This is a genomic window from Paraburkholderia sp. BR10141, assembly GCF_056155635.1.
Map to the genome: position 1 here is coordinate 1 of NZ_JBMIQH010000023.1, position 25,656 is coordinate 25,656.

General features: G+C 65.5%; 25 protein-coding genes and 2 tRNA genes. 17 read left to right on the forward strand and 10 right to left on the reverse strand.

Annotated elements, in window-relative coordinates; all coding sequences use genetic code 11:
• Positions 1–230: 230 nt before the first annotated feature.
• A tRNA-Leu gene (locus ACOJB8_RS27400) sits at positions 231–317 on the reverse strand.
• Between the two features lie 394 nt (positions 318–711).
• Here ACOJB8_RS27400 and rnr point away from each other — a divergent pair.
• From rnr to ACOJB8_RS27425, 5 genes are all read left to right on the forward strand, one after another.
• Positions 712–3,174: a ribonuclease R gene (gene rnr, locus ACOJB8_RS27405; protein ID WP_069267581.1), complete on the forward strand. Its 2,463-nt coding sequence runs from the start codon at positions 712–714 to the stop codon at positions 3,172–3,174.
• A 220-nt stretch (positions 3,175–3,394) separates the two neighbouring features.
• The gene (gene rlmB / locus ACOJB8_RS27410) at positions 3,395–4,138 is read left to right on the forward strand and encodes a 23S rRNA (guanosine(2251)-2'-O)-methyltransferase RlmB (protein ID WP_069267580.1); all 744 of its coding nucleotides are present in this window, start codon (positions 3,395–3,397) and stop codon (positions 4,136–4,138) included.
• Positions 4,139–4,250: 112 nt separating this feature from the next.
• The gene (gene rpiA, locus ACOJB8_RS27415) at positions 4,251–4,946 is read left to right on the forward strand and encodes a ribose-5-phosphate isomerase RpiA (protein ID WP_069267579.1); all 696 of its coding nucleotides are present in this window, start codon (positions 4,251–4,253) and stop codon (positions 4,944–4,946) included.
• A gap of 810 nt (positions 4,947–5,756) precedes the next feature.
• The gene (locus ACOJB8_RS27420; protein ID WP_069267578.1) at positions 5,757–6,350 is read left to right on the forward strand and encodes a hypothetical protein; all 594 of its coding nucleotides are present in this window, start codon (positions 5,757–5,759) and stop codon (positions 6,348–6,350) included.
• 72 nt (positions 6,351–6,422) lie between these two features.
• Positions 6,423–7,034, forward strand: coding sequence for a hypothetical protein (locus ACOJB8_RS27425; RefSeq protein WP_475015485.1), 612 nt, complete (start codon positions 6,423–6,425; stop codon positions 7,032–7,034).
• Between the two features lie 157 nt (positions 7,035–7,191).
• Here the strand turns inward: ACOJB8_RS27425 and ACOJB8_RS27430 are convergent, their stop codons facing one another.
• Entirely contained in the window at positions 7,192–7,926 is a 735-nt protein-coding gene (locus tag ACOJB8_RS27430) for a Crp/Fnr family transcriptional regulator (protein ID WP_069267576.1), read from the reverse strand.
• Positions 7,927–8,689: 763 nt separating this feature from the next.
• On the opposite strand from ACOJB8_RS27430, the gene ACOJB8_RS27435 reads away from it, so the two are divergent.
• The 3 genes from ACOJB8_RS27435 (at position 8,690) to ACOJB8_RS27445 (ending at position 12,494) form a co-directional block, all read left to right on the forward strand.
• Positions 8,690–10,249: a mannose-1-phosphate guanylyltransferase/mannose-6-phosphate isomerase gene (locus tag ACOJB8_RS27435; protein WP_475015487.1), complete on the forward strand. Its 1,560-nt coding sequence runs from the start codon at positions 8,690–8,692 to the stop codon at positions 10,247–10,249.
• A gap of 372 nt (positions 10,250–10,621) precedes the next feature.
• Positions 10,622–11,338: a FadR/GntR family transcriptional regulator gene (locus tag ACOJB8_RS27440; protein WP_069267574.1), complete on the forward strand. Its 717-nt coding sequence runs from the start codon at positions 10,622–10,624 to the stop codon at positions 11,336–11,338.
• Between the two features lie 178 nt (positions 11,339–11,516).
• Positions 11,517–12,494, forward strand: a complete 978-nt coding sequence (locus ACOJB8_RS27445) for a Gfo/Idh/MocA family protein (RefSeq protein WP_475015490.1) — start codon at positions 11,517–11,519, stop codon at positions 12,492–12,494.
• A 69-nt stretch (positions 12,495–12,563) separates the two neighbouring features.
• On the opposite strand, the gene ACOJB8_RS27450 is transcribed toward ACOJB8_RS27445, so the two are convergent.
• From ACOJB8_RS27450 to ACOJB8_RS27480, 7 genes are all read right to left on the reverse strand, one after another.
• On the reverse strand, positions 12,564–13,223 hold the full coding sequence (locus ACOJB8_RS27450) for an amino acid ABC transporter permease (RefSeq protein WP_028204859.1): 660 nt from the start codon (positions 13,221–13,223) through the stop codon (positions 12,564–12,566).
• A 122-nt stretch (positions 13,224–13,345) separates the two neighbouring features.
• Complete coding sequence (locus ACOJB8_RS27455; RefSeq protein ID WP_342945629.1) at positions 13,346–14,143, reverse strand: cystine ABC transporter substrate-binding protein; 798 nt, start codon at positions 14,141–14,143, stop codon at positions 13,346–13,348.
• An 83-nt stretch (positions 14,144–14,226) separates the two neighbouring features.
• On the reverse strand, positions 14,227–15,261 hold the full coding sequence (locus ACOJB8_RS27460; RefSeq protein ID WP_069267571.1) for a quinone-dependent dihydroorotate dehydrogenase: 1,035 nt from the start codon (positions 15,259–15,261) through the stop codon (positions 14,227–14,229).
• 79 nt (positions 15,262–15,340) lie between these two features.
• Complete coding sequence (locus ACOJB8_RS27465) at positions 15,341–16,114, reverse strand: arginyltransferase (protein ID WP_342945631.1); 774 nt, start codon at positions 16,112–16,114, stop codon at positions 15,341–15,343.
• A 254-nt stretch (positions 16,115–16,368) separates the two neighbouring features.
• Positions 16,369–17,133 carry a leucyl/phenylalanyl-tRNA--protein transferase gene (gene aat, locus ACOJB8_RS27470; protein ID WP_069267569.1) on the reverse strand — a complete coding sequence of 255 codons (765 nt, stop codon included), beginning with the start codon at positions 17,131–17,133 and terminating at the stop codon, positions 16,369–16,371.
• A 26-nt stretch (positions 17,134–17,159) separates the two neighbouring features.
• Positions 17,160–17,705 carry an NUDIX hydrolase gene (locus ACOJB8_RS27475; protein WP_069267568.1) on the reverse strand — a complete coding sequence of 182 codons (546 nt, stop codon included), beginning with the start codon at positions 17,703–17,705 and terminating at the stop codon, positions 17,160–17,162.
• A 146-nt stretch (positions 17,706–17,851) separates the two neighbouring features.
• Positions 17,852–17,928 (reverse strand) — tRNA-Met (locus ACOJB8_RS27480).
• Positions 17,929–18,160: 232 nt separating this feature from the next.
• Here ACOJB8_RS27480 and ACOJB8_RS27485 point away from each other — a divergent pair.
• The 5 genes from ACOJB8_RS27485 to ACOJB8_RS27505 all read left to right on the forward strand — a co-directional run bounded on the left by ACOJB8_RS27485 (position 18,161) and on the right by ACOJB8_RS27505 (position 21,459).
• Complete coding sequence (locus ACOJB8_RS27485; RefSeq protein WP_342945649.1) at positions 18,161–18,658, forward strand: heme-degrading domain-containing protein; 498 nt, start codon at positions 18,161–18,163, stop codon at positions 18,656–18,658.
• Between the two features lie 4 nt (positions 18,659–18,662).
• Entirely contained in the window at positions 18,663–19,010 is a 348-nt protein-coding gene (locus ACOJB8_RS27490; RefSeq protein ID WP_042268604.1) for a DMT family transporter, read from the forward strand.
• Between the two features lie 144 nt (positions 19,011–19,154).
• Entirely contained in the window at positions 19,155–19,439 is a 285-nt protein-coding gene (locus ACOJB8_RS27495; protein WP_069267565.1) for a DUF1488 family protein, read from the forward strand.
• A gap of 76 nt (positions 19,440–19,515) precedes the next feature.
• On the forward strand, positions 19,516–20,229 hold the full coding sequence (locus ACOJB8_RS27500) for a TetR/AcrR family transcriptional regulator (protein WP_475015497.1): 714 nt from the start codon (positions 19,516–19,518) through the stop codon (positions 20,227–20,229).
• A gap of 72 nt (positions 20,230–20,301) precedes the next feature.
• The gene (locus ACOJB8_RS27505) at positions 20,302–21,459 is read left to right on the forward strand and encodes an enoyl-CoA hydratase/isomerase family protein (protein ID WP_475015498.1); all 1,158 of its coding nucleotides are present in this window, start codon (positions 20,302–20,304) and stop codon (positions 21,457–21,459) included.
• Positions 21,460–21,553: 94 nt separating this feature from the next.
• Here ACOJB8_RS27505 and ACOJB8_RS27510 read toward each other — a convergent pair whose 3' ends face one another.
• Positions 21,554–21,979 (reverse strand): hypothetical protein, encoded by a 426-nt coding sequence (locus tag ACOJB8_RS27510; RefSeq protein ID WP_069267614.1) that lies wholly within the window; start codon positions 21,977–21,979, stop codon positions 21,554–21,556.
• 410 nt (positions 21,980–22,389) lie between these two features.
• On the opposite strand from ACOJB8_RS27510, the gene ssuD reads away from it, so the two are divergent.
• Genes ssuD through ACOJB8_RS27530 form a run of 4 tightly spaced genes read left to right on the forward strand, consistent with a single transcriptional unit; the run spans position 22,390 to position 25,589 of the window.
• Entirely contained in the window at positions 22,390–23,547 is a 1,158-nt protein-coding gene (gene ssuD / locus ACOJB8_RS27515) for an FMNH2-dependent alkanesulfonate monooxygenase (protein ID WP_342945652.1), read from the forward strand.
• A gap of 38 nt (positions 23,548–23,585) precedes the next feature.
• Positions 23,586–24,443 (forward strand): aliphatic sulfonate ABC transporter permease SsuC, encoded by an 858-nt coding sequence (gene ssuC / locus ACOJB8_RS27520; RefSeq protein WP_342945653.1) that lies wholly within the window; start codon positions 23,586–23,588, stop codon positions 24,441–24,443.
• Entirely contained in the window at positions 24,440–25,321 is an 882-nt protein-coding gene (locus ACOJB8_RS27525) for an ATP-binding cassette domain-containing protein (RefSeq protein ID WP_342945654.1), read from the forward strand. The genes ssuC and ACOJB8_RS27525 overlap by 4 nt, the downstream gene beginning before the upstream one ends.
• Before the next feature lie 52 nt (positions 25,322–25,373).
• The gene (locus ACOJB8_RS27530) at positions 25,374–25,589 is read left to right on the forward strand and encodes a TOBE domain-containing protein (protein ID WP_028204871.1); all 216 of its coding nucleotides are present in this window, start codon (positions 25,374–25,376) and stop codon (positions 25,587–25,589) included.
• Positions 25,590–25,656 lie beyond the last annotated feature (67 nt).

Consider the following 25,656-nt stretch of genomic DNA (forward strand, 5'->3'; position numbering starts at 1 on the left):
GTTGCCACCGCCAGGACCTGAACCTGGTGCGTCTACCAATTCCGCCACCTGGGCACGTCTTCAAGCTAGAAGAAGATTGTGACGCGATTTCGCGTGCCTGTCAATAAATCTTTTCAAAAAATCTTCATCCCGGGAACGTGGCTGCTGCGTTTTACGCGATAGCAGGGCAGTTGTACTCGCTGCTGCCGCCGGAAATGAAAAAGGCCGGCATGAAGCCGGCCTTTTGAATCTGGTGCCCAAGAGAGGACTCGAACCTCCACAGTGTTGCCACCGCCAGGACCTGAACCTGGTGCGTCTACCAATTCCGCCACCTGGGCAAGGTGTCGTTTGCTGTTCAACGTGTTGTGCAGCAAAGACCAAAATTATAGCGGGATCGGAACGGCTGTCAAGCGTTTTATGGAAGGCGATAAAGCGCGGCTGCCCAGGCGTTGCAGACCGCGTGCAGTGGCCGTCTCGTCGCGCCGCAAGGCCGCTCCCACGGCTCGTAGGGTGCGATGCGAGTGTTAGAATGCCTCGCAGAAGTTCCGCCGGCCAAAGTCCGTGATTCTGGTGCTGCGTGCAGCGTGGCGCACGCAGCGCGAGCGGTCAGGCAATCCACGTACGGGCCGGCAGATTGCAGCACTCGAAGACCGGGCGCCGCCCGCATGTATCGCACATTCGGGCCGCGCGAAATCCGACGTCCACGCAACGAGAACAACCATCGATAAGCCCTTGAGCAAATATCCGTATCCGATTCCCAGCCGCGAAGAGATTCTCGGCGTGCTGCGGACCAGCGACTCGCCGTGCACCGCGAACGATATCGCCGAGGCGCTCTCCATCAAGCGCCAGGAGCGTGAAGGGTTCTTCAGGCGGCTCGCCGCCATGGAGCGCGACGGGCAGATCCGGCTCGACTCGCGCGGCCACTACCAGCTCGCCCATCCTTCGAATTTCGTCGCCGGTCGCGTGCAGGGGCATCGCGACGGCTACGGCTTCCTCGTGCGCGACGACGGGCAGGACGATCTGTTCCTGCCGCAAGGCGAAATGCAGAAGGTCATGCACAACGACCGCGTGCTTGCGCGCATCGTCGGCTATGACCGGCGCGGGCGGCCGGAAGGGCATATCGTCGAAGTCACCGACCGTGCGAACCGCAGTGTCATCGGGCGCCTGCTCAACGAGAACGGCGCGCTGATCGTCGCGCCGGAAGACAAGCGCATCGGCCACGATATCCTCGTCACGCAGAATCCCAAGAAGGCCAAGGTCGGCCAGGTCGTGGTCGTCGAGCTCACCGATTTCCCCAGTCGCCACTCGCAGCCGCTCGGCCGCGTGATGGAAGTGCTTGGCGACATCGACGATCCGGGCATGGAGATCGAGATCGCCGTGCGCAAGTACGGCGTGCCGCACGAGTTCAGCAAGAGCGCGCTCGACGAAGCCGCGAAGCTGCCCGACGCCGTGCGTCCCACCGACATTCGTTATCGCGTGGACTTGCGCGACGTGCCGCTCGTCACCATCGACGGCGAAGATGCGCGCGACTTCGACGACGCCGTGTATTGCGAGCCGATGCAGGTGGGCAAGGGCGAGGGCTTCCGCCTGATCGTCGCCATCGCCGATGTCTCGCATTACGTGCTGCCGGGCGGCGGTCTCGATGTGGACGCGATCGAGCGCAGCACGTCGGTGTATTTCCCGCGCCGCGTGATTCCGATGCTGCCCGAGAAGCTCTCGAACGGGCTCTGTTCGCTCAATCCGCACGTCGACCGCTGTGTGCTCGTGTGCGACATGGTGATCACCGCGCGCGGCGAGATCAAGGCCTACCAGTTCTATCCGGGCGTCATGCACTCGGCGGCGCGGCTCACGTATACCGAAGTCGCGGCGGTGCTGACCAACACCAAGGGCCCCGAGGCCACGCGCCGCGCGGCGCTGCTGCCGCAACTGCAGAATCTCTATGGCGTGTACAAGTCGCTCTTCGCTGCGCGCCAGAAGCGCGGCGCGATCGATTTCGATACGACCGAGACGTACATCGTCTGCAATGCGCAAGGCAAGATCGAGCAGATCGTGCCGCGCCAGCGCAACGATGCGCACAAGCTGATCGAAGAGTGCATGCTCGCGGCCAACGTGTGCGCGGCGGACTTCATGAAGCGCCACAAGCACCCGGGCCTGTACCGCGTGCACGCGGGGCCGACCGCCGAAAAGCTCGAAAACCTGCGCACCTTCCTGCGTGGCATGGGCCTTTCGCTCGGCGGCGGCGACACGCCGCACGCGAGCGACTACGCCGCGCTGATGGCGCACATCCGCGACCGCCCCGACGCGCAGATGCTGCAGACCATGCTGCTGCGCTCGATGCAGCAGGCCGTGTACAGCCCGGACAATATCGGTCACTTCGGTCTTGCGTACGAGGCTTACGCGCACTTCACGAGCCCGATTCGCCGCTATCCCGACCTGCTCACGCACCGCGCGATCTACGCGATCCTGCAGGGCAAGAAGTACCAGCCGCAGGCGCCCGAGGGCGTCGAGCTCAATACCGCGCTCTCGCCGCGCGCCCGCGCGCTGCAGGCCGAGGACGAGGAGAAGCGCGGCAAGCGCGCCCGCGGCGCCAACACGGCGATCTGGGAAGAACTGGGCCTGCACTGCTCGGCGAACGAGCGCCGCGCCGACGAAGCCTCGCGCGACGTCGAAGCCTGGCTCAAGTGCTACTTCATGCGCGACAAGCTCGGCGAAGAGTACGGCGGGATGGTGAGCGGCGTGACATCGTTCGGCATTTTCGTGCAGCTCGACGCGCTCTTCATCGAAGGTCTGGTGCACGTGACGGAACTGGGCTCGGACTACTTCCAGTACGACGAGATCAAGAACGAACTGCGTGGCGAGCGCACGGGCATTCGCTATCGTCTGTCGGACCGCGTGCGCGTGCAGGTGAGCCGCGTGGATCTCGACGCACGCAAGATCGACTTCCGCCTCGTGCGCGATACGCCCGTGAAGCCGGGCGGCAACCGGCCGATGCCGGTCGACAAGAGCACCATGGAAGGTGGACCGCGTGTGCGCGCGCTGCCGGGCGGCGACATGGCGCGCCAGAAGAAGGCTGCGCCGGCGCCGAGCGTCGCGGTGAAGGAGGCGCGCGCGGCACGCGGCGCCGCCAAGACCGCGAAGAAGCGCTCGGCCGTGAAGCCGGCGCCCAAGAAGCAGGCGCCGCGCAAGAAGCGCTGAGCGCCATGCATGCGGAGCGTCAAACGCGCTCCGCAGCCAGTACCTATCCGGGCCGCGCCGCCGTGCGCGTGCCCGGTTTTTTCACTTGCTTGCCGCGCCGGGTTTTGCCGCATGGGCGCGCGGCTTGCATACGCCGGACCGCACGATGCGGCCGGCTGACTATCGTTGCTGGCGGCGCTGTGTCTGCGCCGCGAAACGTTCATCAGGGGTTGTCTCAGTCATGTCACGTCTCAAGGTTCTTTACGGGTTTCATGCGGTGACCGCACGCTTGCGGCACGACGCGTCCACGGTCGAGGATGTCTACTACGATCCGACGCGCCGCGACCGCCGCATGCAGGACTTCCTGCACACCGCGAAGGAAGCCGGCGCGCGCGTGATCGCAGCCGACGAAACGCGTCTCTGGGGTCTCGCGCACACGGAGCGCCACCAGGGCGTGGTGGCCCGCGTGCACGATTTGGCGCTCGCGCAGAATCTCGCGGAGCTGCTCGACGGCATCCAGGGCTCGCCGCTCTTGCTCGTGCTCGACGGCGTGACCGATCCGCACAATCTCGGCGCGTGCCTGCGTGTAGCCGACGCGGCCGGCGCGCACGCGGTGATCGCCCCGCGCGACCGCGCCGTCGGTCTGAACGCCACGGCCGCGAAGGTGGCGAGCGGCGCGGCGGACACCGTGCCCTATATCACCGTGACGAACCTCGCGCGTGCGCTGCGCGAGCTCAAGGACGCGGGCGTGTGGGTGGTCGGCACCGCCGACGACGCGAGCGCGAGCCTCTACCAGACGAAGCTCGACGGTCCGGTCGCGCTCGTGCTGGGCGCCGAAGGCGAGGGCATGCGCCGCCTCACGCGCGAAACCTGCGACGAAGTCATGCAGATTCCGATGGCGGGCACGGTCGAGAGCCTGAATGTTTCCGTCGCTTCGGGCGTCTGCCTGTTCGAAGCGGTGCGCCAACGCTCGGCCGCGCGCTGACCGCCGGCAGGGTCAGCCGTTTCGCGATCCTGCGAGATGCGGGCAGCCCGTGCCCGCATCTCCGGTAAACTATGCGGATTCCGCGTTTTTCTCCTCCTCGGGCTGTACTCCCATGACTCAAGACGAACTCAAGCAACTGGTCGGCCAGGCCGCCGCCGACTATGTCAACGCGAACGTGCCGGAAGGCGTCGTAATCGGCGTCGGCACGGGCTCCACTGCGAACTGCTTCATCGACGCGCTGGCGGCGAGCAAGGGCCGCTACCGCGGCGCCGTGTCGAGCTCGGTCGCGACCACCGCGCGCCTCGAAGCACACGGCTTCAAGATTTTCGACCTCAACGAGATCGAATCGCTGCCCGTATACGTGGACGGCGCCGATGAAATCGACGGCGCCGGCGCCATGATCAAGGGCGGCGGCGGCGCGCTCACGCGCGAGAAGATCGTGGCTTCGGTGTCGGACGTGTTCGTCTGCATCGCCGATGCGAGCAAGCGCGTCGACGTGCTCGGCCAGTTCCCGCTGCCCATCGAAGTCGTGCCGATGGCGCGCACGGCCATTGGCCGCCGCGTGACGGCGCTCGGCGGCGTGCCGGTGCTGCGCGTGCAAAAGGACGGCTCGCCCTTTATCACCGACAACGGCAACGAGATTCTCGACGTGAAGGGTCTGCGCATCAGCGACCCGCGCACGCTCGAGGCGCATGTCAACGCATGGCCGGGCGTGGTGACGGTGGGTCTGTTCGCCGCACGCGGCGCGGACTTCTGCCTGCTCGGCGGCGAATCCGGCGTCGAGCGCATCGATTACCGCAAGGCCTGAGCGGCCTCGCGCGAGCGGCGCGTGCAACAGGCTTGCGCCTGATTGCCTGTGCGCTGCCGCTCTTTATTCCGGCAGGCCTGCGTGGCCTGCCGAACCGAACGTCGCGATTAATCATTAAAAGAACGCGATTTTCCGGATCTGGTTGTCCGCGCATCTATCTGAGACTTCAATTTGCCCTTCAATTATTTTTGAAAGGGAATCTCCGAATTCAAGGCGTTCGCAATTCGCTACGTTGAGAATCGCACACAAAAATGCGAATGACGTAGCAATAATCTGACTGTCTGAGATATAAATTCACCGTCCGGCGGCGTTATGCAAACAGTTCGCTAAAAGAGACGTCGAAGCGACCGGACAGGGGAAGGGCGGCGCGCGAAAATGCGCGGCGGCCCATGGGTTTCGGTCAGGCGGTGCGCGAAAGTTGCTGGCGTACGCTGCGTGGCGCACGGGGAAATAATGACAACAGCGGGTGTTGAACGATTTGTGTCGGACTACTATTCAATTCGGGTCCGAAAAAAAGGCACAGGGTTTTACGGGGTATTCCTTTTTGCTCTCCGGATTTTCAATTCTGCATGATCGCCTGATTTGTGCGAATGCGTAAAGCTTGGTGGCGTTCTGCGCGCGAATCTAATCTGGTAACTCCATTAAACGGTCTTCCTATATCGGGCTGGTCCGCGGGGATATTCGCGCGTAGTAAATGCAGTGATTTTATCGGCATTGCAATTGAAGTCGTGTTAAATGCGCCCGCACTATCAGGGGGAGTGTGCGCGCATTCATCCAACGTTCCCCTGTTTTATCAGGAAGACCACAATCATGAAGAAGATTCAGGCCATTTCGCTCGCCGCCATGCTCTCTTTCGCTTCGGCTGCCGCATTCGCAGGCGGTGCCGGCGGTATGGGCGCGCCGTCGTCCTCCACCACGTCGGCGGTGGGCGCAGCGGGCGTCGGCTTTGGCGCTACGGCACTCACGTCGAACTCGACCTCGTCGGTCAACGGCAGTTTCACGTCGGCGCTGACGGTGCCGGGCCATATCGACGCTACGGTGTCGCAAGGCAACCAGTCGTTCTCGAACGCGAGCCTCACGTTCGGTTCGAGCTACACGACGCAAAACGGCAACTCGCAGACTTACGGCCAGACGGCTAACGGCAACGTCGGCCAGACCGGCACGACGACCACGAACCAGAATTCGTCGACGCTCGGCTTCACGAGCGCCACGCAGTCGGGTTCGCAGAACTTCAATTCGTCGGTGATCAACACGTCGTTCAACGGTTCGAGCGGCAGCTACGGCGGCTCGGGTTTCACCTCGAACGCGAGCGCGAACGGCACCGGCACGGCCAATGCCGATGGCGGCGTCGGCATCGTCGCAGCGGGCGGTTCGGGTTCGCTCACGGGCGGCATGCACTGGTAATCCGAACGGGTCAGCCGTTCACTAGCGCGTCGGAGAGGGGGCGCTGCCCCCTTTCCGTTCACGGAGAGAAGAATGAGCAAGCTGAAACAAAAAATGGCCGTTGCCGGGGTGTTGCTGTGTGCAGGCGCCGCGTGGGCGCAAACCACGCCGACGATGACGTCGGGGACCACGTCCACGTCGAGCCAGATGAGCACGGTTTCCAATACCGTCGTATTGCCGAGCGGCGGTACGTCGGACGTCACGTATCACGGCGGCTACGATGTGCGCACGACGCCGACGGTCTATGCGCCGGCCTTGACGGCCTCGGTGACCGAGACCTGCTGGGGCAGCATTTCCGCCGCGGTGTCGGTGGTGGGCGTGGGCGCGACGGCGGCGGGCACCATCAAGGACATGGACTGCAACAAGCGCTTGAATGCGGCTGTGGCATGGCGCATGGACCGCAAGGACATTGCGTTCAACATCATGTGTCAGGAAGACGACTTCCGCGAGGCTGCCGCGCTGACCGATCATCCTTGCGGCGACAATCACAAGGTCGCGAAGAACGACGGCGCACCCGTGCAATTGCGCAGTGCCGACACGAGCCCGGACTCGAAGCTTCAGGAGCCGACCGACCCGTTCGTGCGCGAACGCGAGCATTTGCCCGCCTTGCCGCTTGCACAGGCAATCGTGCCTTCGGCTCATTGAATCGCGCAAGGCTGAAGAGAAGAGGGCGCGCTCCTGTTCTCTTCGGCTGGCAACTCAAGACACGATCGATTCGGTATCCTGTGCAATGCTGTTCCGTGTCCGACGAGACGCGAACGAACTCGCGGTGCGCAACGAAAACGCGCGCGCGATTACGCGTTCACTCGACCGTTTCCGCCTGGTGCAGGCGCGGCAGCAGCCGGTCGAATTCGCGGCGCACGAGCCCGTAGCACTCGCAGGCGCGGGCTTCGAGGCCCTCGCGATCGAGCACGCGGATATGGCCGCGGCTGTGATGGATCAGGCCTTCGTCGTGCAGCTTGCCGGCCGCTTCGGTAACGCCTTCGCGGCGCACGCCGAGCATGTCGGCGATGAGCTGCTGCGTGACGCTGAGATCGTTGGACGCCACGCGGTCCACTTCGATCAGCAGCCAGCGGCACAGCTGCTTGCTGAGAGAGTGGTGACGATTGCACGCAGCGGTCTGTGCGACCTGCGTGAGCAGCGCGTGCATATAGAGCAGCATGAGGCGGCGCAGGAAGTCCGAGCGCGCGAATTGCTGCTTGAGGGCTTGCGCGCTCATGCGATAGGCGAAGCCCGCGCATTGCACCTGCACGCGGTTCGGCATCGTTTCGCCGCCCGTGAGCACGGGCACGCCCGTCATGCCTTCGCGGCCGACTGCCGCGATTTCGACCGAACTGCCGTCCTCCATCGTCGAAAGCAGCGAGACGATCGCGGTAGTCGGAAAGTACACGTGATGAATGCGCTGGCCGGAATCGCAGATCAACTGTTCGGTGCGCAGATGAACGAGTTCGAGGTGCGGGGCGAGAGCCTGCCATTCGTGCGACGGGAGGGCGCCCAGCAAATGGTTGCCGTGAAGATCGGATTGAAGGGTTAACATGACTGGTCCTCGTGCGAAGCGGCGCGAGCCGCCTCCTGTTTTTTGATTCCGTGCGCCGAACTCGTTGTTGTCTGCCGTTTCCCGTGCGGCTCTTGTGTTCGTCGTGCCGGCCCCATAGTCCCGCTTGTTCGTGCCTCGTCCCACTCTCGCGTTTGTCTGCGCGGTTTCGTTCGTCCGCATCTGCGCTCGTGTGGCGATCTCTCTTTAGCAGGGTGTGTGCCAGTTGGTGCGAAAGCACGCATTGAAGCGGCTGAGCGCGAGTCGGCCATGCGGCAGCGCGGCGAAACACCGCATTTTTGTTTCAGTTTTGTACGGCGAATTTGCGGACCACCGCCCTGCGCATCGCCTGGGTGGAAGTCGCAAGCCGGTGATTTCATTGAATTATTTCCCCTGTCGAGCGGGGGATTCAGAAATGGCTCCTCGTTGAAACATGGCTCCGGGGCGATTCGGGCAGCGACCAGAAAACAAGCGGTTTTGATTCAGTTCTGTTGCAACGCAAACGAAGCCGCCGAAAAAAAGTTCGGCGCTGAAACGTCGCGTGCGAGTGGCTTTACGGCGCGCCCGCCGTTGCGCATGCGATCAGTGTGGGTATGCGTACAGATTGGCATGCCGAGGTTTGCTCCAATGAGGTCCGTAAAAAGCCTCGAGGCGTTGTGAGGCTTTAGAGGTCCGGGAGGCGCGTGACGCTTCGCACGAGCCCGCCGGCAGGCAGGCGCGGCGTTCGTCGACGTGACCCGACGTATTTCAACGGGGAGCTCACTGCATGAATCAGCTTGTGACGCCTGCCGGTTTGATCGCGGCAGCCAATGAACCCGAAGTCGCGCTCATCGTTCAGCCCGTGGTGCTGGCCGGGGGCTCGGGCACGCGGCTTTGGCCGCTCTCGCGCGAGCACTGCCCGAAACAGCTGATTGACCTGCTCGACGGCGAGTCGCTGCTCGAAGCCACGGTGCGGCGGCTCGACGGGGTGTATGCCGAGGCGGGCGCGGCGATCCGCAAGGCCGCGCCTGTCGTCGTGAGCAGCGAGGAACTGCGGCTCATGACCGTCGACCGGCTCGGCCGCAGCGGCACGCCCGCTCGCGTCGTGCTCGAACCGGTCGCGCGCAACACGGCGCCGGCGCTCACTGTGGCGGCGCTGGCGGCGCGCGCCGGGCACGAGGCGACGCTCGGTCGCGATGGCGCGCTTGCCGGATGCGACAGCGACCCGGTGCTCATCGCCATGCCGGCGGACCACCTGATCGCGGATCGCGCCGCGTTTGCCGCCGCACTCGAAGAAGCGGTGGGGTATGCGGCGCGCGGCGCGATCGTCACGCTGGGCGTGCCGCCGCAGCGCGCGGAGACCGGCTACGGGTACATCGGCGCGGGCGCGGCGCTCGGCGCGAGCGGCGCACGCGTGATCGAGCGCTTCGTGGAAAAGCCGGGCGCCGAACTCGCGGCGACTTACGTGGCCTCCGGCGATTACCTCTGGAATAGCGGCATTTTCGTGGTGCGCGCATCGGTGTGGCTTGCCGCGATCGCGCACTGCCGGCCGGCTATCGCGGCGCAATGCGCGGCGGCGTTCGAGGTGGCCGCCATCGACGCCGACGGCACCGTGCATCTCGACGCCGCAGCGCTCGCCGCGTGCCCGTCCGATTCCATCGACTACGCGGTGATGGAGTCGCTCGGCGCCGACGCACGGCTCGCGGGCGTGGTCGTGCCGCTCGTGGCCGGCTGGTCCGACGTGGGCGCGTGGGATGCGGTGTGGCAGGTGTCGAACAAGGACGAGAGCGGCAACGTGGCCCGCGGGCGCGTGATGTTCGAAGACGTGACCGACACGTTCGCACATTCGGACGGACGGCTCGTGGCCTGCGTGGGTGTCCACGGCGTGGTGGTGGTCGAAACGGCCGACGCGGTCCTCGTCGCGGCGAGAGATCGCGTGCAGGACGTCAAGGCGATCGTGGGCAAGCTCAGGCAGGAGCGCAGCGCGGTCGCGCAGCATCACCGGCGCGTGGAGCGGCCGTGGGGCTGCTACGACTCGCTCGATCAGGGCGAACGCTTCCAGGTCAAGCGCATCGTCGTGAAGCCGGGCGGGCGGCTGTCGCTGCAGATGCATCATCACCGCGCGGAGCACTGGACCGTGGTGCGTGGCACGGCGCGCGTCACGCGCGGCGAGGAGGTTTTCCTGCTTTCGGAAAACGAATCGACCTATATCCCGCTGGGAGTGAGGCACCGGCTGGAGAATCCGGGCAAGACGCCGCTCGAGATCATCGAGGTGCAGTCAGGCGGTTATCTGGGCGAAGACGACATCGTGCGCTTCGACGATGAGTACGGCCGGATACAACGGTGAACAAGTACAACATTGAAAAGCACGATGTTGGGCCGCGCGCGAAAAAGCGTGCGCAGAAGAAACATGCACGCCGGCATCCCTGCATATGCACAGCCAGGGACTGCCGATCGATTTGAAGCCAGTTGAAAGCGTGCCGATTGAAGTAAGCGGGCGATCCATACGATCGCCTTACAAAAACAGCAGCGCAAGGGCCGACGTAACACGCGTAAATACGAACAAGATGCATGCCGCAAGCATCATGTCAGGAGATATCCTGGCTGGCGAATTATGCGAAGCGCATGCAACGTAATACCTAAGTTCGACGACGCACGAGGGCCCGCGCAGTATCCGGCAAACAGGGGCGATAACGCCCACATCGGGGGGGGTAGGGTCATGGAACTGGGGAACAAGGAACGCTCGCTCGTCAGCAAGGTGATGGACGGGCTGATTTCAGGCATCGTCGAGGAGCGGTATGGCGCCGTGCTGCCACCGCAGGACATCCTCTCGAAGGAGTTCGACGTGAGCCGCACGGTGATGCGCGAGGCGCTCTCCATGCTGCTCGCGCGTCATATGCTCGACGTGCGGCCGAAAATAGGCACGCGCATCCGGCCCATGCGCGACTGGCGCATGATCGACGAGGACGTCGTGAACTGGCGTTTCCGCTCGAAACCGGACAAGACGTTTTTGCGCGACGTAATCGAATTTCGCGGCCTGATCGAACCGGCGGCGTGCGCGCTCGCGGCCACGCGCGCGAGCGCGGCCGACATTGCCGGCATTCGCGAGGCGTTCGAGGCGCTGCGCCAGACGAGCACCGACGATCCGAATTTCCAGACCGCCGACGCGCTTCTGCACACGCGCATCCTCGCGGCGAGCGGGAATCAGTTTTATCAGCAGATGGCCGCGATCATTCGTGGCGCGCTCTCGCTGGTGAATCCGATTCTCAGCACGCGTGACGGCGGCTGGAACAACGTCGTGGCGGCCCATGGGCGCATCGTCGAAGCGATCGAGCGGCGTGCGCCGAAAGAAGCCGAAGCGGCCGCGCTCGCGATGATCGAATACACCGCCGACGAACTCACTCGCGCGCTCGCGCCGGAGTTGGAGCAGCGCTAAGGCCGTTCGCGGCGTCGCTTCGCTCGCATCGATCCAGGCGCTGAGCGTGGATCGATGCGAGCGCATTGCGGCGCGCCGCGTGTGCCGGTATCGTGCGTGTCTTTGGGTGCGCCGCGCGTGACGTACATGACGTACGTCGTGCGGCCGCCCTCGACTTCACAGCCGGAGCACGCAGCACATGAGCGAAACACAAACGATACGTTGGGGCATCGTCGGCGCGGGCCGCATTGCGCATCGCTTCGCGCAGGGCGTCGCGCACGTGCCGCATGCGCGCGTCGAAGCGGTCTGGTCGCGGCGCGCGGCCACTGCGCAGGCGTTTGCCGCGACCTGCGGCGCGCAGGCGTGCGAGAGCGTGGATGCGCTCTTCGCGAGCGGCATCGACGCCGTGTATATCGCCACGATGCAGGACAGTCACGCCCAGTACGCCATTGCCGCGCTCGAAGCCGGCCTGCCCGTGCTGTGCGAAAAGCCCGCCACGGTCAACGGCGCGCAGCTCGAACGCGTGCTCGACGCGGCGCGCCGCGCGCAGCGCCTCTTCATGGAGGCGATGAAGCCGCCGTTTTATCCCCTCTATCGAAAGTTGCGCGCGCAACTGGACGATGATCCCATCGGGCCGGTCGGGCTCGTACGCGCGGGCTGTTCGGTGGCCAGCGTGCCTGCTGACCATCCATCGCTTTCGTTCGAGCAGGCGGGCGGTGCGCTGCTCGACATCGGCGTGTACGAAATGTTTCTTGCCGTCGACTGGCTCGGCGCGCCGCGCGAGGTGCAGACCGTCGGGCGCCTCGGCTCGACTGGCGTGGATACCTTCGCGAGTCTCAATTGCCAGCATGAGCGCGGTATTGCGCAATTATTCTGCGGGCTCGATCTGCACGGTTATGGCGACGCACTGCTGGCGGGGCCGCACGGCAACGTGACGATACACGCGAACTGGTGGAATCCGGTTCGCGCAACGGTGCGCTATGTGGATGGCCGCATCGTCGAACTCGACGAGCCGTTCGAGGGTGGCGGCCTCAACTACGAAACGGCGCACTTCTGCGAGCTGCTGCGCGCGGGTGCGCTCGAAAGCCCGGTGATGACGCACGATACCTCGCGCCGCATGCTCGCCATGGCCGACGCGGCGCGAGCGGCGCTCGGACTGCGTTTTCCGTGCGAATGACACGCTAAACAGCGGCCCGTAAGCGAAACGGCCCGCATGTGCGGGCCGTGTCTGTAAACGCATGTGCTATCAGTGGCGCGCAGGCAGCGCGAGGCGCCTTTCGTACCAGTGCTGCACCCATTCGAGCACCTGGCAAAGCACCCAGTACACGGCGGCGGCCGCGAGATAGAGCGGCAGCGGCTGATACGTCGAAGCGATGATTTCCTGCGCGCTGCGCAGCAGCTCTGTCACGGTGATGACCGAAACGAGCGAGGTGTCCTTGATGAGGCTGATGAGGCTGTTCGAGAGACTCGGCACGGCGATGCGCAACGCCTGCGGCGCGATCACGTAGCGCAGCGTCTGCGTGCGCGAGAGGCCGAGGCTATAGGCCGCGAGCCACTGTCCGCTATGAATGCCGAGAATCGCGCCACGCATGCTCTCCGAAAGATAGGCCGCCACGTTCGCAGAGAGCGCGATCACGCCTGCGGGCGTCGGGTCGAGCGAGATGCCGACGCTCGGCAATCCGTAATAAATGACGAAGATCTGCACGAGCAGCGGCGTGCCGCGCATCAGGCTCACATACACGCGCGCGATGAACACGAGCGTGCGGTTCGAGCTGATGCCCATGAGCGCGAGCACGGCACCGCCGATGAGCCCGAAGATCATCGAAAGCACGGCGAACTTGACCGTCAGCACCGCGCCCTGTGCGAGCACCGGCAGCGACTGGATGATGAGCGTATAGATGGGCATGGGCGTAGGTAACGAATGGAAGTGGCGCGGTTTGCAATGGAGGCATATGTGCGAAGGGCGGCATCGTGCGATGCCGCCCTTCGCGTCAGCCGGACTGTGCGGCGCTCGCGATCATTGCCGGATCATTGCGAGATCGGCTTCGTCACGTCGATGCCGAACCACTTGTCCGAGATCTTCGTGAAGGTGCCATCGGCTTCGAGTTGCGTCATCGCGTCGTCGATCGCCTTGGCGAACTTCGGATTGCCCTTCTTGAACGGGATGGCCGACGGGTTGCCGGCGCCGACCATCGCGCCCGTGCGCAGCGGCAACTGCGAGTTCTTCAGCAGGTAGGCGAGCATCAGGCGGTCGTTGAGCGCCGCGTCGAGGCGGCCCGCTGCGAGGTCGCGCAGATACTCGGGGGCGCCCGGGTAGGTCTTCACGTCGATGCCCGGCACCGACTTGGCCATGTCCATGTAGTTGGTGCCGAGGCCGACGCCGAGCTTCTTGCCCTTCAGGTCTTCGAGCGTCTTGAACTCGCGCGTGTCGTCCTTGCGCTGGATGAGCTGCGCGGCCGAGTACGTGTACGCCGGCGAGAAGTCGAGCACAGCCTTGCGCTGGTCGGTCACGCCGACCTGGTTCACGATCACGTCGAACTTGCCTGCCTGCAGGCCCGCGATGATGCCGCTCCATTCGGTCGTGACGAATTCGGGCTTGAGGCCCATTTTCGCGGCGACGGCTCGGGCGATGTCGACGTCATAGCCGACCAGTTCGCCGTTGGGCGCCTTCGAGTTGAACGGGGGGAACGTGCCTTCGAGACCGATGCGCAGCGTGCCGCGTGCCTTGACCTGGTCGAGCAGGTCATCGGCGTGGGCGCTGGCTGCGACGAACGATGCGCCAACGATTGCAAGTGCAAGGAGTTTTTTCAGCAAACCGGATTTCATGTTTTCCTCTTGTTCTGCTGCTGCGATTCTGGTGCTAGTGCACAGCGCCTCCGATGCGCCATGACTAGCCTGCCACTATAGCTTTACGCGCGGCCCGGGGCCAGCGCCCGCGCACATTCGGCGACGAGTGCCGGGCCGCGGTAGATGAAGCCCGTGTAGACCTGCACGAGCGAGGCGCCGGCCGCGATCTTCGCGCGCGCGTCGTCGCCCGAAAAAATGCCGCCCACGCCGATGATCGGCACGTCGCCGCCCAATTCGGCGCGCAGCTTGCGGATCACGTTGTTCGAGGCGTCGAATACCGGGCGTCCCGAGAGGCCACCCGTTTCGTTCGCATTTGGCATGCCTTCCACCGCCGCGCGCGAGAGCGTGGTGTTGGTCGCGATCACGCCTTCGATCTTGTGGCGCAGGAGCGTATCAGCGATTTCCTTGACCTGCTCGTCGTCGAGATCGGGCGCGATCTTCAGCGCGAGCGGCACGAGCTTGCCGTGCATGTCTGCGAGACGCTGCTGCTTGTCCTTGAGCGCGGCGAGCAGCGCGTCGAGTTCGCCGCCGCCTTGCAGCTGGCGCAGATTCTTCGTGTTCGGCGACGAGATGTTGATCGTCACGTAGCTCGCGAACGGATAGACGCGCTCGAGGCAGAAGAGATAGTCGTCGGCGGCGCGCTCGATCGGCGTGTCGGCGTTCTTGCCGATATTCAGGCCGAGAATGCCGCGATAGCGCGCGGCCTGCACGTTCTTCACGAACTGCTCGACGCCGTGGTTGTTGAACCCCATGCGGTTGATGATGCCGCCCGCCTGCGGCAGCCGGAAAATGCGCGGGCGCGGGTTGCCCGGCTGCGGGCGCGGCGTCACGGTGCCCACCTCGATGAAGCCGAAGCCGAGCGCGGCGAAACCGTCGATCGCGGCGCCTTCCTTGTCGAGGCCCGCGGCGAGTCCCACCGGGTTGCGGAAGGTGAGGCCCATGACGGTGCGCGGCGAATCGGGCACGCGCGGGGCGAGCAGGCCCGCCATGCCGGTGCGGCCGGCGGCGCCGATCATGCGCAGCGAGAGGTGATGGGCGTCTTCGGCGTCCATGCGAAAGAGCTGGTCGCGGACGAACGGATAAAGGGTGCTGAACACGGGAAGAAGGCGCGGGCGCCAGAAAATGGGAACCCGCTATTTTAGCGGTAACGCGGACCCTGGGCGATGCGCCGCGGGCTCAGGCTTCGGGCGTGAGCGGCGTGAGTGGCGCCCATGCGCCGTCGAAGAGCCCTTCGAGCGGCTGAAAGTGCGCCTTGTAGGCCATTTTCGGGCTCTCGCGGATCCAGTAGCCCAGATACACGTAAGGCAGCTGAAGGCTGCGGGCCTGCTCGATCTGCCAGAGGATGTTGTAGGTGCCGTAGCTCGTGTGGAGCGTGTCCGGGTCGAAGAACGTGTAGACCGACGAGAGCCCGTCGCCGAGGATGTCGATCATGCTCACCATGCGCAACGCGCCGGGCTCGTCCGGATGACCAGGGTCCGGCTCGCGGAATTCGACCAGCCGTGAGTTGATCCGGCTTTGCAGCAGGAACTGCTCGTACTGGTCGCGGCTGTCGCGATCCATGCCGCCGCCCGCGTGGCGCGCGGACTGATAGCGCATGTAGAGCGCGTAATGCGCCTCGTCGTAGTGCAGCGGCGCGACCGTGGCGACGAGCGCGCCGTGCCGCTTCCACGCGCGACGCTGCGTGCGGCTCGGCGTGAAGCGCTCGACCGGCACACGCACCGGCACGCACGCGCGGCAGCCATCGCAGTAGGGGCGATAGGTGAACACGCCCGAGCGCCGGAAGCCGGCCTTCACGAGATCGGTATAGACGTCGGAGTTGATGAGATGACTGGGCGTTGCCACCTGCGAGCGCGCGATGCGCCCCTCCAGGTAACTACAGGGGTAGGGCGCCGTTGCATAGAATTGCAGCGCGGAAAGCGGTGAAAGCGGCAGCTCGTTTGGATGCGTCACGTTGGCAGCTCTCGTAGCAGTTCGGATCGTCGCGTGGCGCGCGCGTCGCGCACCCAGCCTCACGCGCAAGCCTTGCCAGGCCATACGGCGCGCCGCACAGGACGTGCCAGGGAAGGCCGGGCTGCGATGGGTTCGCTATTCAGTCTAACATTGACGCCGAACATGTATCCATCGAATTGCGTGGGCTGTCGCAAGCTCGCACGCGAGCGATCATACGCCGCTCATGTGCCACTCATTTGCCGCTCGCCTGCCATTCACGCTGCGGGCAAGAACTCGTCTGGCGCGCCCCTGCCGCCGAGCAGATCGGCGAGCACGGCTTTGTCGAACTTCCAGGGAATGGGCGCGGCATTCACGTGCGTGCGCACGTGGGCGATGAACGCCTTGCGCGAGATTTCGCGCCCGCCGAGCGAGGCGAGATGCGCGGTGTTCTGCTGGCAATCGATCAACTCGACGCCGTGACGGCGCAGATGCGCGACGAGTGCCGCGAGCGCGATCTTTGACGCGTCGGTCATGGAAGCGAACATCGACTCGCCGAAGAACATCGTGCCGAGCGCCACGCCGTAGAGGCCCCCCACACGCTCGCCGCCGAACCAGGCCTCGACGCTGTGCGCGTCGCCCACGCGGTGCAGGGTGGAGTAGGCGTCGATCACGTCGCCGGTGATCCACGTGCCGCGCTGGCCGCGCCGCGGCGCGTTCGCGCACGCGCGCATCACGGCGGCGAAATTGTTGTCGACGCGAATTTCCCACGCGTCCTCACGCAGCACGCGCTTGAGCGTTTTCCTGAAGGAGGGCGAGACCTTGAATTCGTCGGGGCGCAGGATCATGCGCGGGTCGGGGCTCCACCAGAGCACCGGCTGGCCGTCCGAGTACCACGGGAAAATGCCGCGCCGGTAGGCATCGATGAGGCGTGACGGCAGCAGGTCCGCGCTGGCGGCGAGCAGGCCTGGCGCGCCGCTCGACGCGCCGAGTGCGCGCTCGACGGCGGGAAACGGTTCGTCGGGCGAAAGCCAGGGGACCATCGTCGCGGGCTTGGTTAGAAGGGCGATCAGCCGTCGCGCAGCGAGCGCAGGACGTCGCCGGTGTGCAGCCCGAAGCTGCCCGACTGGCGATCGGCGAAGAAACAGCGCAGGGTCTGCCCGACCGTTGGGAACGCAATGTCGTCCCAGGGAATTTCGTGCTCGTCGAAAAGCCGCACTTCGAGACTTTCCTCGCCGGCTGCGATATCGATGTCGAGCAGGCGCGCGAGATAGAACAGATGCACCTGATGCACACGCGGCACGTTCAGGAGCGAAAAGAGGTTCTGCACCTCGACGCGCGCGCCGGCTTCCTCGAGCGTTTCGCGTGCCGCGGCTTCGGCGGTCGTCTCTCCCATCTCCATGAAGCCGGCGGGCAGCGTCCAGTAGCCGTAGCGCGGCTCGATCGCGCGGCGGCACAACAGCACCTTGTCTTCCCAGACCGGAACCGTGCCGACCACGTTGCGCGGATTCTGATAGTGGATGGTGCCGCAGTGTGAGCAGACGTAGCGTTCGCGATTGTCGCCGGGCGGAATGAGCAGGCTGACCGCCTGACCGCAAGTCGAGCAGAATTTCATGGGCACGATAGGGGGATGGGTGATGCGAGTTTATCACCGCTCAGCGGCTTCGCTCATGTGCCCAACGATGGGAAGACCGCGCCTGGAAGAGGCGTAAACGGAAAAAGGGTTACAGGCCAATGACCTGTAACCCTTTCGAATTCTGCTGGTTGCGGGGGTAGGATTTGAACCTACGACCTTCGGGTTATGAGCCCGACGAGCTGCCAGACTGCTCCACCCCGCGTCCGTCGAAGAGAAGATTATATGACAGTTCGCGCCGCGTTGCAACAACAAATGACGAGCGCCTTTCCACGCGTTTGCAAAAAGTTTGCAGGACACGCGTGGATGGCTTCTTGAATCGTCAGGATAGAATCGGGGCTCGTTCGGCGCCGTGCACGCTCTTCGCGATGTTCACGCTGCGCCGTTGCCTTGTACAACGCACTGCGACAACGCACTGCGCTTCATTTGCCTCTTCCATGGACATTCCCCTCGACCTGCAATCGATAGCCGCGCAAGAGCATGCGCTGGTGTTCCCGCGTTTCGACGCCGATCGTGCCTGGCAGCTCGGCTCGCATCTGCATGAACTCGCGCGCGCCCGCGCGCTGCCCGTCGCCATCGATGTGCGCACCTTCGGCCAGCAGCTCTTCTTTTGCGCGCTGGACGGCGCCACGCCCGACAATGCCGACTGGGTGCGCCGCAAGTCGCGCGTGGTCGAGCACTTTCGGCGCAGCTCCTATGCGATCGGCCTGCGCATGCAGCAAACCGGTTCGACGCTTGCCGACAAGCACGGCCTGCCGATCGCCGATTTCGCGCCGCATGGCGGTTCGTTTCCACTCACGGTGGAGGGTACGGGCGTGATCGGCTCGATCACGGTCTCGGGCCTGCCGCAGCGCGCCGATCACGAACTGGTAGTCGAAGCGCTCTGCGCGCAACTCAACGCCGACTACGCGCAGCTCGCGCTCGCGAAGGTCTGAGACGATGCGCATTCCACCGTTCTCGGCCTGGACCTGGCTCGTCATCGCGATCGTCGCGGAAGTCATCGCCACTTCTGCGTTGCGCGCGTCGGATGGCTTCACGCGGCTCGTGCCTTCGGCGATCGTCGTGGTGGGGTATGGCATCGCGTTCTACGGGCTCTCGCTCACGTTGCGCAGTTTGCCGGTGGGCATCGTCTATGCGGTGTGGTCGGGCGTGGGCATCGTGCTCATTACGCTCGTGGCGATGGCGCTCTATCGGCAGGTGCCCGATCTGCCGGCCGTGCTCGGGCTCGGGCTCATCGTGGCTGGCGTGGTCGTGCTGAATCTGTTCTCGAAGATGCAGGCGCATTGAAAGACGGCGGCCGAACCGGCCACCGCACTGGCCACATTCGCGCCAGACATTGCGCCTCGCGCGTAACATGGCCGGTTACCGCCGTGCACCGCGTCGTCCTCCGGCGGCAGTGCTTTCTGCTGATTTTCCCCATTGGGGCTGGACATGATCATTCGTTTTCCCGCCGACGCGCCGCTCTATCGCGACGCCAATCTGACCGTGGTCTTTCCCGCGCTCGTCGACGGCACACGCGTTCCCTGCGCGATTTCCGTCGAGGCGCTCGAGGACCATTTCGGTGCGCTGCCCGCGAACCGCGACGCGTGGATGCAGGCGTTCGACGCCGGCCGATCGCGCATCGAAGCTGTGGCGCGCGCCCATCTCGAACTCAGCAACGGCACGCCGGTGCTGCTCAAGAGCGGTCACTTTCCCCCCGGACGCCTGGACTCGTAGGCTTGTACGCGTAGTCAGGCACGCCCCGCACGGGCGTCACGGGAAATTTCGGTTGCCGCAACTGGCTAGCGTCGTCATGAGCATCGTCGAACGCAAGGACCGCGAACTCCACGCAAGGCACGCAGCACGCGCGCACGATCAGCGCGAGCGCATCCTCGACGCTGCACGCCGCATCGTCATGCGCGACGGGCTCGCCGCGCTCTCCATGCGCAAGATCGCCGACGCGATCGGTTATTCGCCTGCGTCCCTCTATCTTTATTTCGCCGGCCGCGACGAGATTGCCGAGGCGCTCGGCCGCGAATGTTACGCGCAACTGCTTGCGCAGCTCGAACCGCTCGGGCTGATCGCCGACGCGCGCGAACGGCTTCATGCCCTCGCGCATGCATACGTGGCGTACGGCTGCGACCATCCGCAGACTTACGAACTCATCTTCATGGCGCACAAGACGCGCGCAGAGCACGTGGGACCGGCCGCACGCCGTCATCGCGCCGCGCTGGCCGAGGCGGCGGGCGAGCCTGAGGCGGGCGCTGCGCCGGCCTGCGGCGCACGACTCTTTGCCGCGACGCTGTCCGTGCTGACGCCGCCAAGCGGGGCGCATGTCGATGGGCCCCTGCTTGCGCAGTCGCTTTGGGCCACGCTGCACGGCGCGGTGATGCTCACGCTCGCGCGTGCCGGCTCTGAGCACGCGGCGCCCGGTCCGTTGATCGACGCCACGCTCGATGCGTGGTTCGGCGCGCGCGCCGCTGCGGCTGCGTCGCCGGCCGCGCAAGCGCCCGGTGTGGCGTCGTGATAGCCTCAGAGTGCCTGTGATCGCGCCTCGCCCGATTCAGGCGCCGCTCATCGTTCTGCCTTGCCAATCGCCATGTCACACGAAGCCAACGCAAGCCCGACCGCACCCGACGCCGACTCGCACGTGCTTACGCGCGTAGCGAACCGTATCGGCTATATCGAACTCGAGCGCCCGCAGGCGCTCAATGCGCTCACCACCGCCATGGTCCGCACGATGCACGCCGCGCTCGATCGCTGGCGCGACGACCCGGGCGTGCTCGCGGTGATCGTGCGTACGCGCCACCCGCGCGCGTTCTGCGCGGGCGGCGACATTCGCTTTTTGTACGAGTCGTACCGCGCGGGCGACCAGGCGGCGCTCGACACGTTCTTCGCCGACGAATATCGCCTCAACCACGCCATCTTCACGTTTCCGAAGCCGTACATCGCGATGCTCAACGGCGTGGTCATGGGCGGCGGCATGGGCATCTCGCAGGGCGCGCATCGCACGGGCGGGCTGCGGCTCGTGGGTCCGACCACGCGCATGGCGATGCCGGAGACGCGCATCGGCCTCTTTCCCGATGTCGGCATGGGCTGGTTCCTCGCGCGCACGCCTGGCGCGATCGGCCGGTATCTCGCGGTGACAGGCGAGACGCTCGATCAGGCGAGCGCCGTGTATGCGGGCCTGGCCGATGCGTCGCTCGACGAGTCTGCGTGGCCGGCGCTGCTCGATGCGCTGGAGAGCGAGCCGTTTGCGAGCGGCGCGGAAGTGGTCGCGCGCATGCGCCAGGCGGCGCTGCCCGCGCCCGAATTGCGGCGACTCGCCGAAGGATCGTCGCTGGCCGCGGTGCGCGGCTGGATCGACCAGCATTTCTCGCTCGCCGATGTGCCGGCCATGTTGGCATCGCTCGAAGCCGCTCGCCATGCGCGCGCGGGCGACGAGGCAAAATGGGCCGGGCAGATGGTGGACGTTCTGCGCGAGCGTTCGCCGCTTTCCATGGCGGTGTCGCTCGAGGTGGTCTCGCGCGCGGAGGGCACGATGGCCGACTGCCTGCGCCGCGACCTCGACCTCACGCGCTCGAGCTTCGCGATTGGCGACGTGCTGGAGGGCATCCGCGCGCGCATCATCGACAAGGACAATCAACCGCATTGGCGCTTCGCGAATATCGAAGACGTGCGCCGCGAAGACGTCGAGCGGATGTTCGAGAGCCCCTGGCGCTTGATGGAGCACCCGCTGCGCGAACTCATCGGTTGAGCTGGCTGGCGCGAGGGAGCAGTAGGGGAGGTGTGAGGGGGAAAGCGCGGTGGGAAAACGCGGGCCGCGCATGGCGCACGGCCCGCAGGCGCAGTCAGTCTTCGGCCGTTTCGCTCATGAACGCGCGCATGAAAACCAGCGCGCCCCAGCCCCACATCGCATTCGAGGCGAAGCCCGTGGCAAGCCGCGGCAGCATGTTGCCGGTCGGCCAGATGCCGCGCAGAGGATCGACGACGAACACCATTGCCGCAGTGAGGACGATGCCGCCGAACACGAAGGCCTGAACCCACGGCGCGGGCCGCGAAGGCGACACGCGCAGCAGCCACGCCATCAGCACGGCCCAGATGGCGCTCCAGATCGCATTCACGAGGAACTCGGGCAGCCCGAGCGGCTGGAATGGGTTCGTCGAAAATCCGGCCGCGTCGATGACCTGGGCGGCATGCAGGAGCGCGAGCGTCGCCTCGCGAAAGAAGAGCGACGCGAGAAAGCCGGATACGAACGGCAGAATCAGTTTTTGCATGGAATCGTGCGAGAGCTTCTTGGCCTCGCTGCGCAACGCGCCTTGTGGAGCGTGATGCGCGCGGCGTGCCGGTGTTTTTGTGGGTGCGTGCGCCATTATATCGGCGCGCGGTGCGCGCGAGGCGCACCGTACGCTAAAGCGTCGGGTAAAGCACGAAAGTGGAAAACCTAAGCTCAAAAAAATCGTTCTAAAGGGTGCGAGCGGTCCCTAGACTGGTTCCCCATGAAGACGGCGCCGCCGTCGCCGGGCGCTCTCGCGAGGCGCACGGGGAACGCGCCGGCGCATTCCGTCTGCTGTCGAATCCTCTCAATCGAGCCACGAGCGGCGCATTCGCTTGCGCGGCGTGCCCGCGCGTGCTCGCTGGCCGGCAGTCACCCGATTCGTTTCGAATTTCCAGGCAGGAGCAATGCATGAATGTGTTCTGGTTCATCCCGACCCACGGCGACAGCCGCTATCTGGGCACGACCCAGGGCGCGCGCGCGGCCGATCTCGCGTATTTCCAGCAGATCGCCGTCGCCGCCGATACGCTCGGCTATGAAGGCGTCCTGCTGCCTACCGGGCGCTCGTGCGAGGACGCGTGGGTCGTGGCGTCGAGCCTCATCGCCGCGACACGGCGCCTGAAGTTCCTCGTGGCGATCCGCCCCGGCCTCTCGTCGCCGGCACTCTCCGCACGGATGGCCGCGACGTTCGACCGGCTCTCCAATGGCCGTCTGCTCATCAACGTCGTGACGGGCGGCGACACGGCCGAGCTGGAAGGCGATGGCCTCTTCGTCGATCACGACACGCGCTACGAAATCACCGACGAGTTCCTGCATATCTGGCGCAAGCTGCTCGCCGCGTCGCACGCGAACGAGGCGATCGATTTCGAGGGGCGACATCTGCGCTCGGTAGGCGGCAAAGTGTTGTATCCGCCAGCGCAGCATCCGCATCCGCCGTTGTGGTTCGGCGGCTCGTCGCCGGCCGCGCACGCCATGGCGGGCGCGCACATCGACACCTATCTGACGTGGGGCGAGCCGCCCGAAGCCGTCGCGCGCAAGATCGCCGACATCCGCGCGCGCGCCGCCGAGCACGGCCGCACGATCCGCTTCGGCATTCGCCTGCACGTGATCGTGCGCGAGAGCGAAGACGAAGCGTGGGCCGCCGCCGACAAGCTCATCAGCCACCTCGACGACGAGACGGTTGCGCGCGCCCAGGCCGCATTCGCGAAGATGGATTCGGAAGGCCAGCGCCGCATGGCCGCGCTGCACGGCGGCAAGCGCGGCACGCGCAAGGACCTCGAGGTGTATCCGAACCTGTGGGCTGGCGTGGGCCTCGTGCGCGGCGGCGCGGGCACGGCGCTCGTCGGCAATCCTGAACAGGTAGCCGCGCTCATGAAGGAATACGCGCAGCTTGGCATCGAGACGTTCATCTTGTCCGGCTATCCCCATCTCGAGGAATCCTACCGGTTTGCGGAACTCGTGTTCCCGCTGCTGCCTGGGCGCACGGCGAAGGGCGCGGGCGGCCCCCTTTCGGGGCCTTTCGGCGAAGTGGTCGGGAATCACTATCTGCCGAAAGTGAGCCAGAGCTGAGGCGCTGGAGAACGGCAGCAATCGTGGAGGATGCAACGATGACGCAATCCGTAGTAAGGGCCGCACCCGCGCGCGATCACACCACCCCAGGCGGTGCGCTGCGCGCCGCGCGGAGATTCGTGCGGGGGAGCCGGCGGCGGCTCGCGCCCTGGCTAGTGCCGCTGGCGGTGCTGGTGATCTGGGAGATCGCCGCAAGAAGCGGCGCGCTTTCGACGCGCGTGCTGCCCGAGCCGCTCGCCGTGGTGCGGGCGGCCTGGTCGCTGATCGAGTCGGGCGAAATGTGGGCGGACGTGCGCGTGAGCACGTGGCGGGCGCTTTCGGGGTTCGCGATCGGCGGCGGCATCGGGCTCGTGCTCGGATTGGCTACCGGGCTTTTCAAGCCCGCGGAAACCGCGCTCGATTCGACCGTGCAGATGGTCCGCAATATCCCGGCGCTCGCCATGATTCCGCTCGTGATCCTGTGGTTCGGCATTGGCGAGGAGGCGAAAGTCTTTCTCGTGGCGCTGGGCGTGTTCTTTCCCGTCTACGTGAATACGTTTCACGGCATCCGCTCGGTGGACGCCAATCTCGTCGAGATGGCGCGCAGCTATGGGCTCAAGGGTTTCGCGCTCTATCGCGAGGTGATATTGCCGGGGGCGTTGCCATCGATTCTCGTCGGCGTGCGCTTTGCGCTTGGGCTGATGTGGGTGACGCTGATCGTCGCCGAAACGATCTCCGCGCAGTCGGGCATCGGCTACATGACGATGAACGCGCGCGAATTCCTGCAAACCGATGTGGTGGTGGTCGGCATCCTGCTCTATGCGGCGCTCGGCAAGCTCGCCGACTGGCTTGCGAAGTCGCTCGAGCGCGTGGCGCTGCGCTGGCACCCCGCTTATCAACAGGAGAACGAAGCATGAGCGCGAGTCAACTGGCGCCGAACTACGGCGGGGCGTGGGAAGACGCCGGGCGCGTGCAGGCGCGCGAGCGCAACGACAGGGCGCAAGCGGCGCGCGAGGGCGTGGCACCGCGTACGCCTACGCCCGAAGTGGACGCCGCCGTTGCCCTTCGCGGTGTGGGCAAGCGCTACGGCGAGCACGCCGTGCTCGCCGGCTTCGACCTCGCGATCGAGCGCGGCAGTTTTGTGTCGATTGTCGGACGCAGCGGTTGCGGCAAGTCCACGTTGCTGCGCCTGATCGCCGGCCTCGAAACGCCCGACGAGGGCGTGGTCGAGCGGCGCGGCGCAGATGGCGCGCCGCTCGATACGCGCATCATGTTTCAGGACGCGCGCCTCTTGCCGTGGAAGACCGTCTTGCAGAACGTGATGCTCGGACTCGGGCGCGGCGCGCGTGACGACGCCCGCGCGGTGCTCGACGAAGTGGGCCTGCTCGCGCGCGCCGACGAGTGGCCCGCGCGCCTCTCGGGAGGCCAGCGCCAGCGCGTTGCGCTCGCCCGTGCGCTCGTGCATCGTCCGAGCCTGTTGCTGCTCGACGAGCCGCTCGGCGCACTCGACGCGCTGACGCGCCTCGAGATGCATGCGCTGATCGAGCGCCTTTGGCGCGAGCATCGCTTCACCGCGTTGCTGGTGACGCACGACGTGCACGAAGCTGTCGCACTCGGCGACCGTATTCTGCTCGTCGAGGCAGGGCGCATCGCGCTCGATCAGCGCGTGCCGCTCGAGCGCCCGCGGGCGCGCGTCGACGCACGCTTTGCTGCGCTCGAGGAGAGCGTGCTGCAGCGCGTGCTAGGCCACGGCCCACTGCCAGCCGCCGGGCGGCCAACGGGCGCAGTGGTCTGAATTATTCATCAGGAATCCTGTTGTTTTTACTCGAACCCACGGAGCCGAATCTATGAGCATTACCGCTATCAACGTGCGCAACCAGTTTCGCGGCAAGATCAAGGAAATCATTCGCGGGCCCGTCGTTTCGGAAGTCGATGTCGATACGGCATTCGGCATCGTCACCTCGGTCATCACCACGCGCTCGATCGACGAACTCGAGTTGAAGGTGGGCTCGGAAGTGGTCGCGCTGGTGAAGTCGACGGAGGTGTCGATCGCGCGCCTGTGAAGCGTGCCCGCGCCGGCGCCGCCTGCGAGTCGCGGCGCGCGCAAGTGCTAGCATGAACCGTCAACGG

Excerpts from the sequence above, each read along its gene's own strand:
- ACOJB8_RS27495 (WP_069267565.1), top strand. The coding sequence starts at position 19,155 with ATGATCATTCGTTTTCCCGCCGACGCGCCGCTCTATCGCGACGCCAAT.
- ACOJB8_RS27450 (WP_028204859.1), bottom strand. The coding sequence starts at position 13,223 with ATGCCCATCTATACGCTCATCATCCAGTCGCTGCCGGTGCTCGCACAG.
- ACOJB8_RS27525 (WP_342945654.1), top strand. The coding sequence starts at position 24,440 with ATGAGCGCGAGTCAACTGGCGCCGAACTACGGCGGGGCGTGGGAAGAC.
- ACOJB8_RS27440 (WP_069267574.1), top strand. The coding sequence starts at position 10,622 with ATGGAACTGGGGAACAAGGAACGCTCGCTCGTCAGCAAGGTGATGGAC.
- ACOJB8_RS27445 (WP_475015490.1), top strand. The coding sequence starts at position 11,517 with ATGAGCGAAACACAAACGATACGTTGGGGCATCGTCGGCGCGGGCCGC.
- rpiA (WP_069267579.1), top strand. The coding sequence starts at position 4,251 with ATGACTCAAGACGAACTCAAGCAACTGGTCGGCCAGGCCGCCGCCGAC.
- ACOJB8_RS27490 (WP_042268604.1), top strand. The coding sequence starts at position 18,663 with ATGCGCATTCCACCGTTCTCGGCCTGGACCTGGCTCGTCATCGCGATC.
- ssuC (WP_342945653.1), top strand. The coding sequence starts at position 23,586 with ATGACGCAATCCGTAGTAAGGGCCGCACCCGCGCGCGATCACACCACC.
- ACOJB8_RS27500 (WP_475015497.1), top strand. The coding sequence starts at position 19,516 with ATGAGCATCGTCGAACGCAAGGACCGCGAACTCCACGCAAGGCACGCA.
- ACOJB8_RS27530 (WP_028204871.1), top strand. The coding sequence starts at position 25,374 with ATGAGCATTACCGCTATCAACGTGCGCAACCAGTTTCGCGGCAAGATC.
- ACOJB8_RS27425 (WP_475015485.1), top strand. The coding sequence starts at position 6,423 with ATGAGCAAGCTGAAACAAAAAATGGCCGTTGCCGGGGTGTTGCTGTGT.
- ACOJB8_RS27475 (WP_069267568.1), bottom strand. The coding sequence starts at position 17,705 with ATGAAATTCTGCTCGACTTGCGGTCAGGCGGTCAGCCTGCTCATTCCG.
- ACOJB8_RS27420 (WP_069267578.1), top strand. The coding sequence starts at position 5,757 with ATGAAGAAGATTCAGGCCATTTCGCTCGCCGCCATGCTCTCTTTCGCT.
- ACOJB8_RS27505 (WP_475015498.1), top strand. The coding sequence starts at position 20,302 with ATGTCACACGAAGCCAACGCAAGCCCGACCGCACCCGACGCCGACTCG.
- rlmB (WP_069267580.1), top strand. The coding sequence starts at position 3,395 with ATGTCACGTCTCAAGGTTCTTTACGGGTTTCATGCGGTGACCGCACGC.
- aat (WP_069267569.1), bottom strand. The coding sequence starts at position 17,133 with ATGGTCCCCTGGCTTTCGCCCGACGAACCGTTTCCCGCCGTCGAGCGC.
- ACOJB8_RS27485 (WP_342945649.1), top strand. The coding sequence starts at position 18,161 with ATGGACATTCCCCTCGACCTGCAATCGATAGCCGCGCAAGAGCATGCG.
- ssuD (WP_342945652.1), top strand. The coding sequence starts at position 22,390 with ATGAATGTGTTCTGGTTCATCCCGACCCACGGCGACAGCCGCTATCTG.
- ACOJB8_RS27510 (WP_069267614.1), bottom strand. The coding sequence starts at position 21,979 with ATGCAAAAACTGATTCTGCCGTTCGTATCCGGCTTTCTCGCGTCGCTC.
- ACOJB8_RS27430 (WP_069267576.1), bottom strand. The coding sequence starts at position 7,926 with ATGTTAACCCTTCAATCCGATCTTCACGGCAACCATTTGCTGGGCGCC.
- ACOJB8_RS27435 (WP_475015487.1), top strand. The coding sequence starts at position 8,690 with ATGAATCAGCTTGTGACGCCTGCCGGTTTGATCGCGGCAGCCAATGAA.
- ACOJB8_RS27455 (WP_342945629.1), bottom strand. The coding sequence starts at position 14,143 with ATGAAATCCGGTTTGCTGAAAAAACTCCTTGCACTTGCAATCGTTGGC.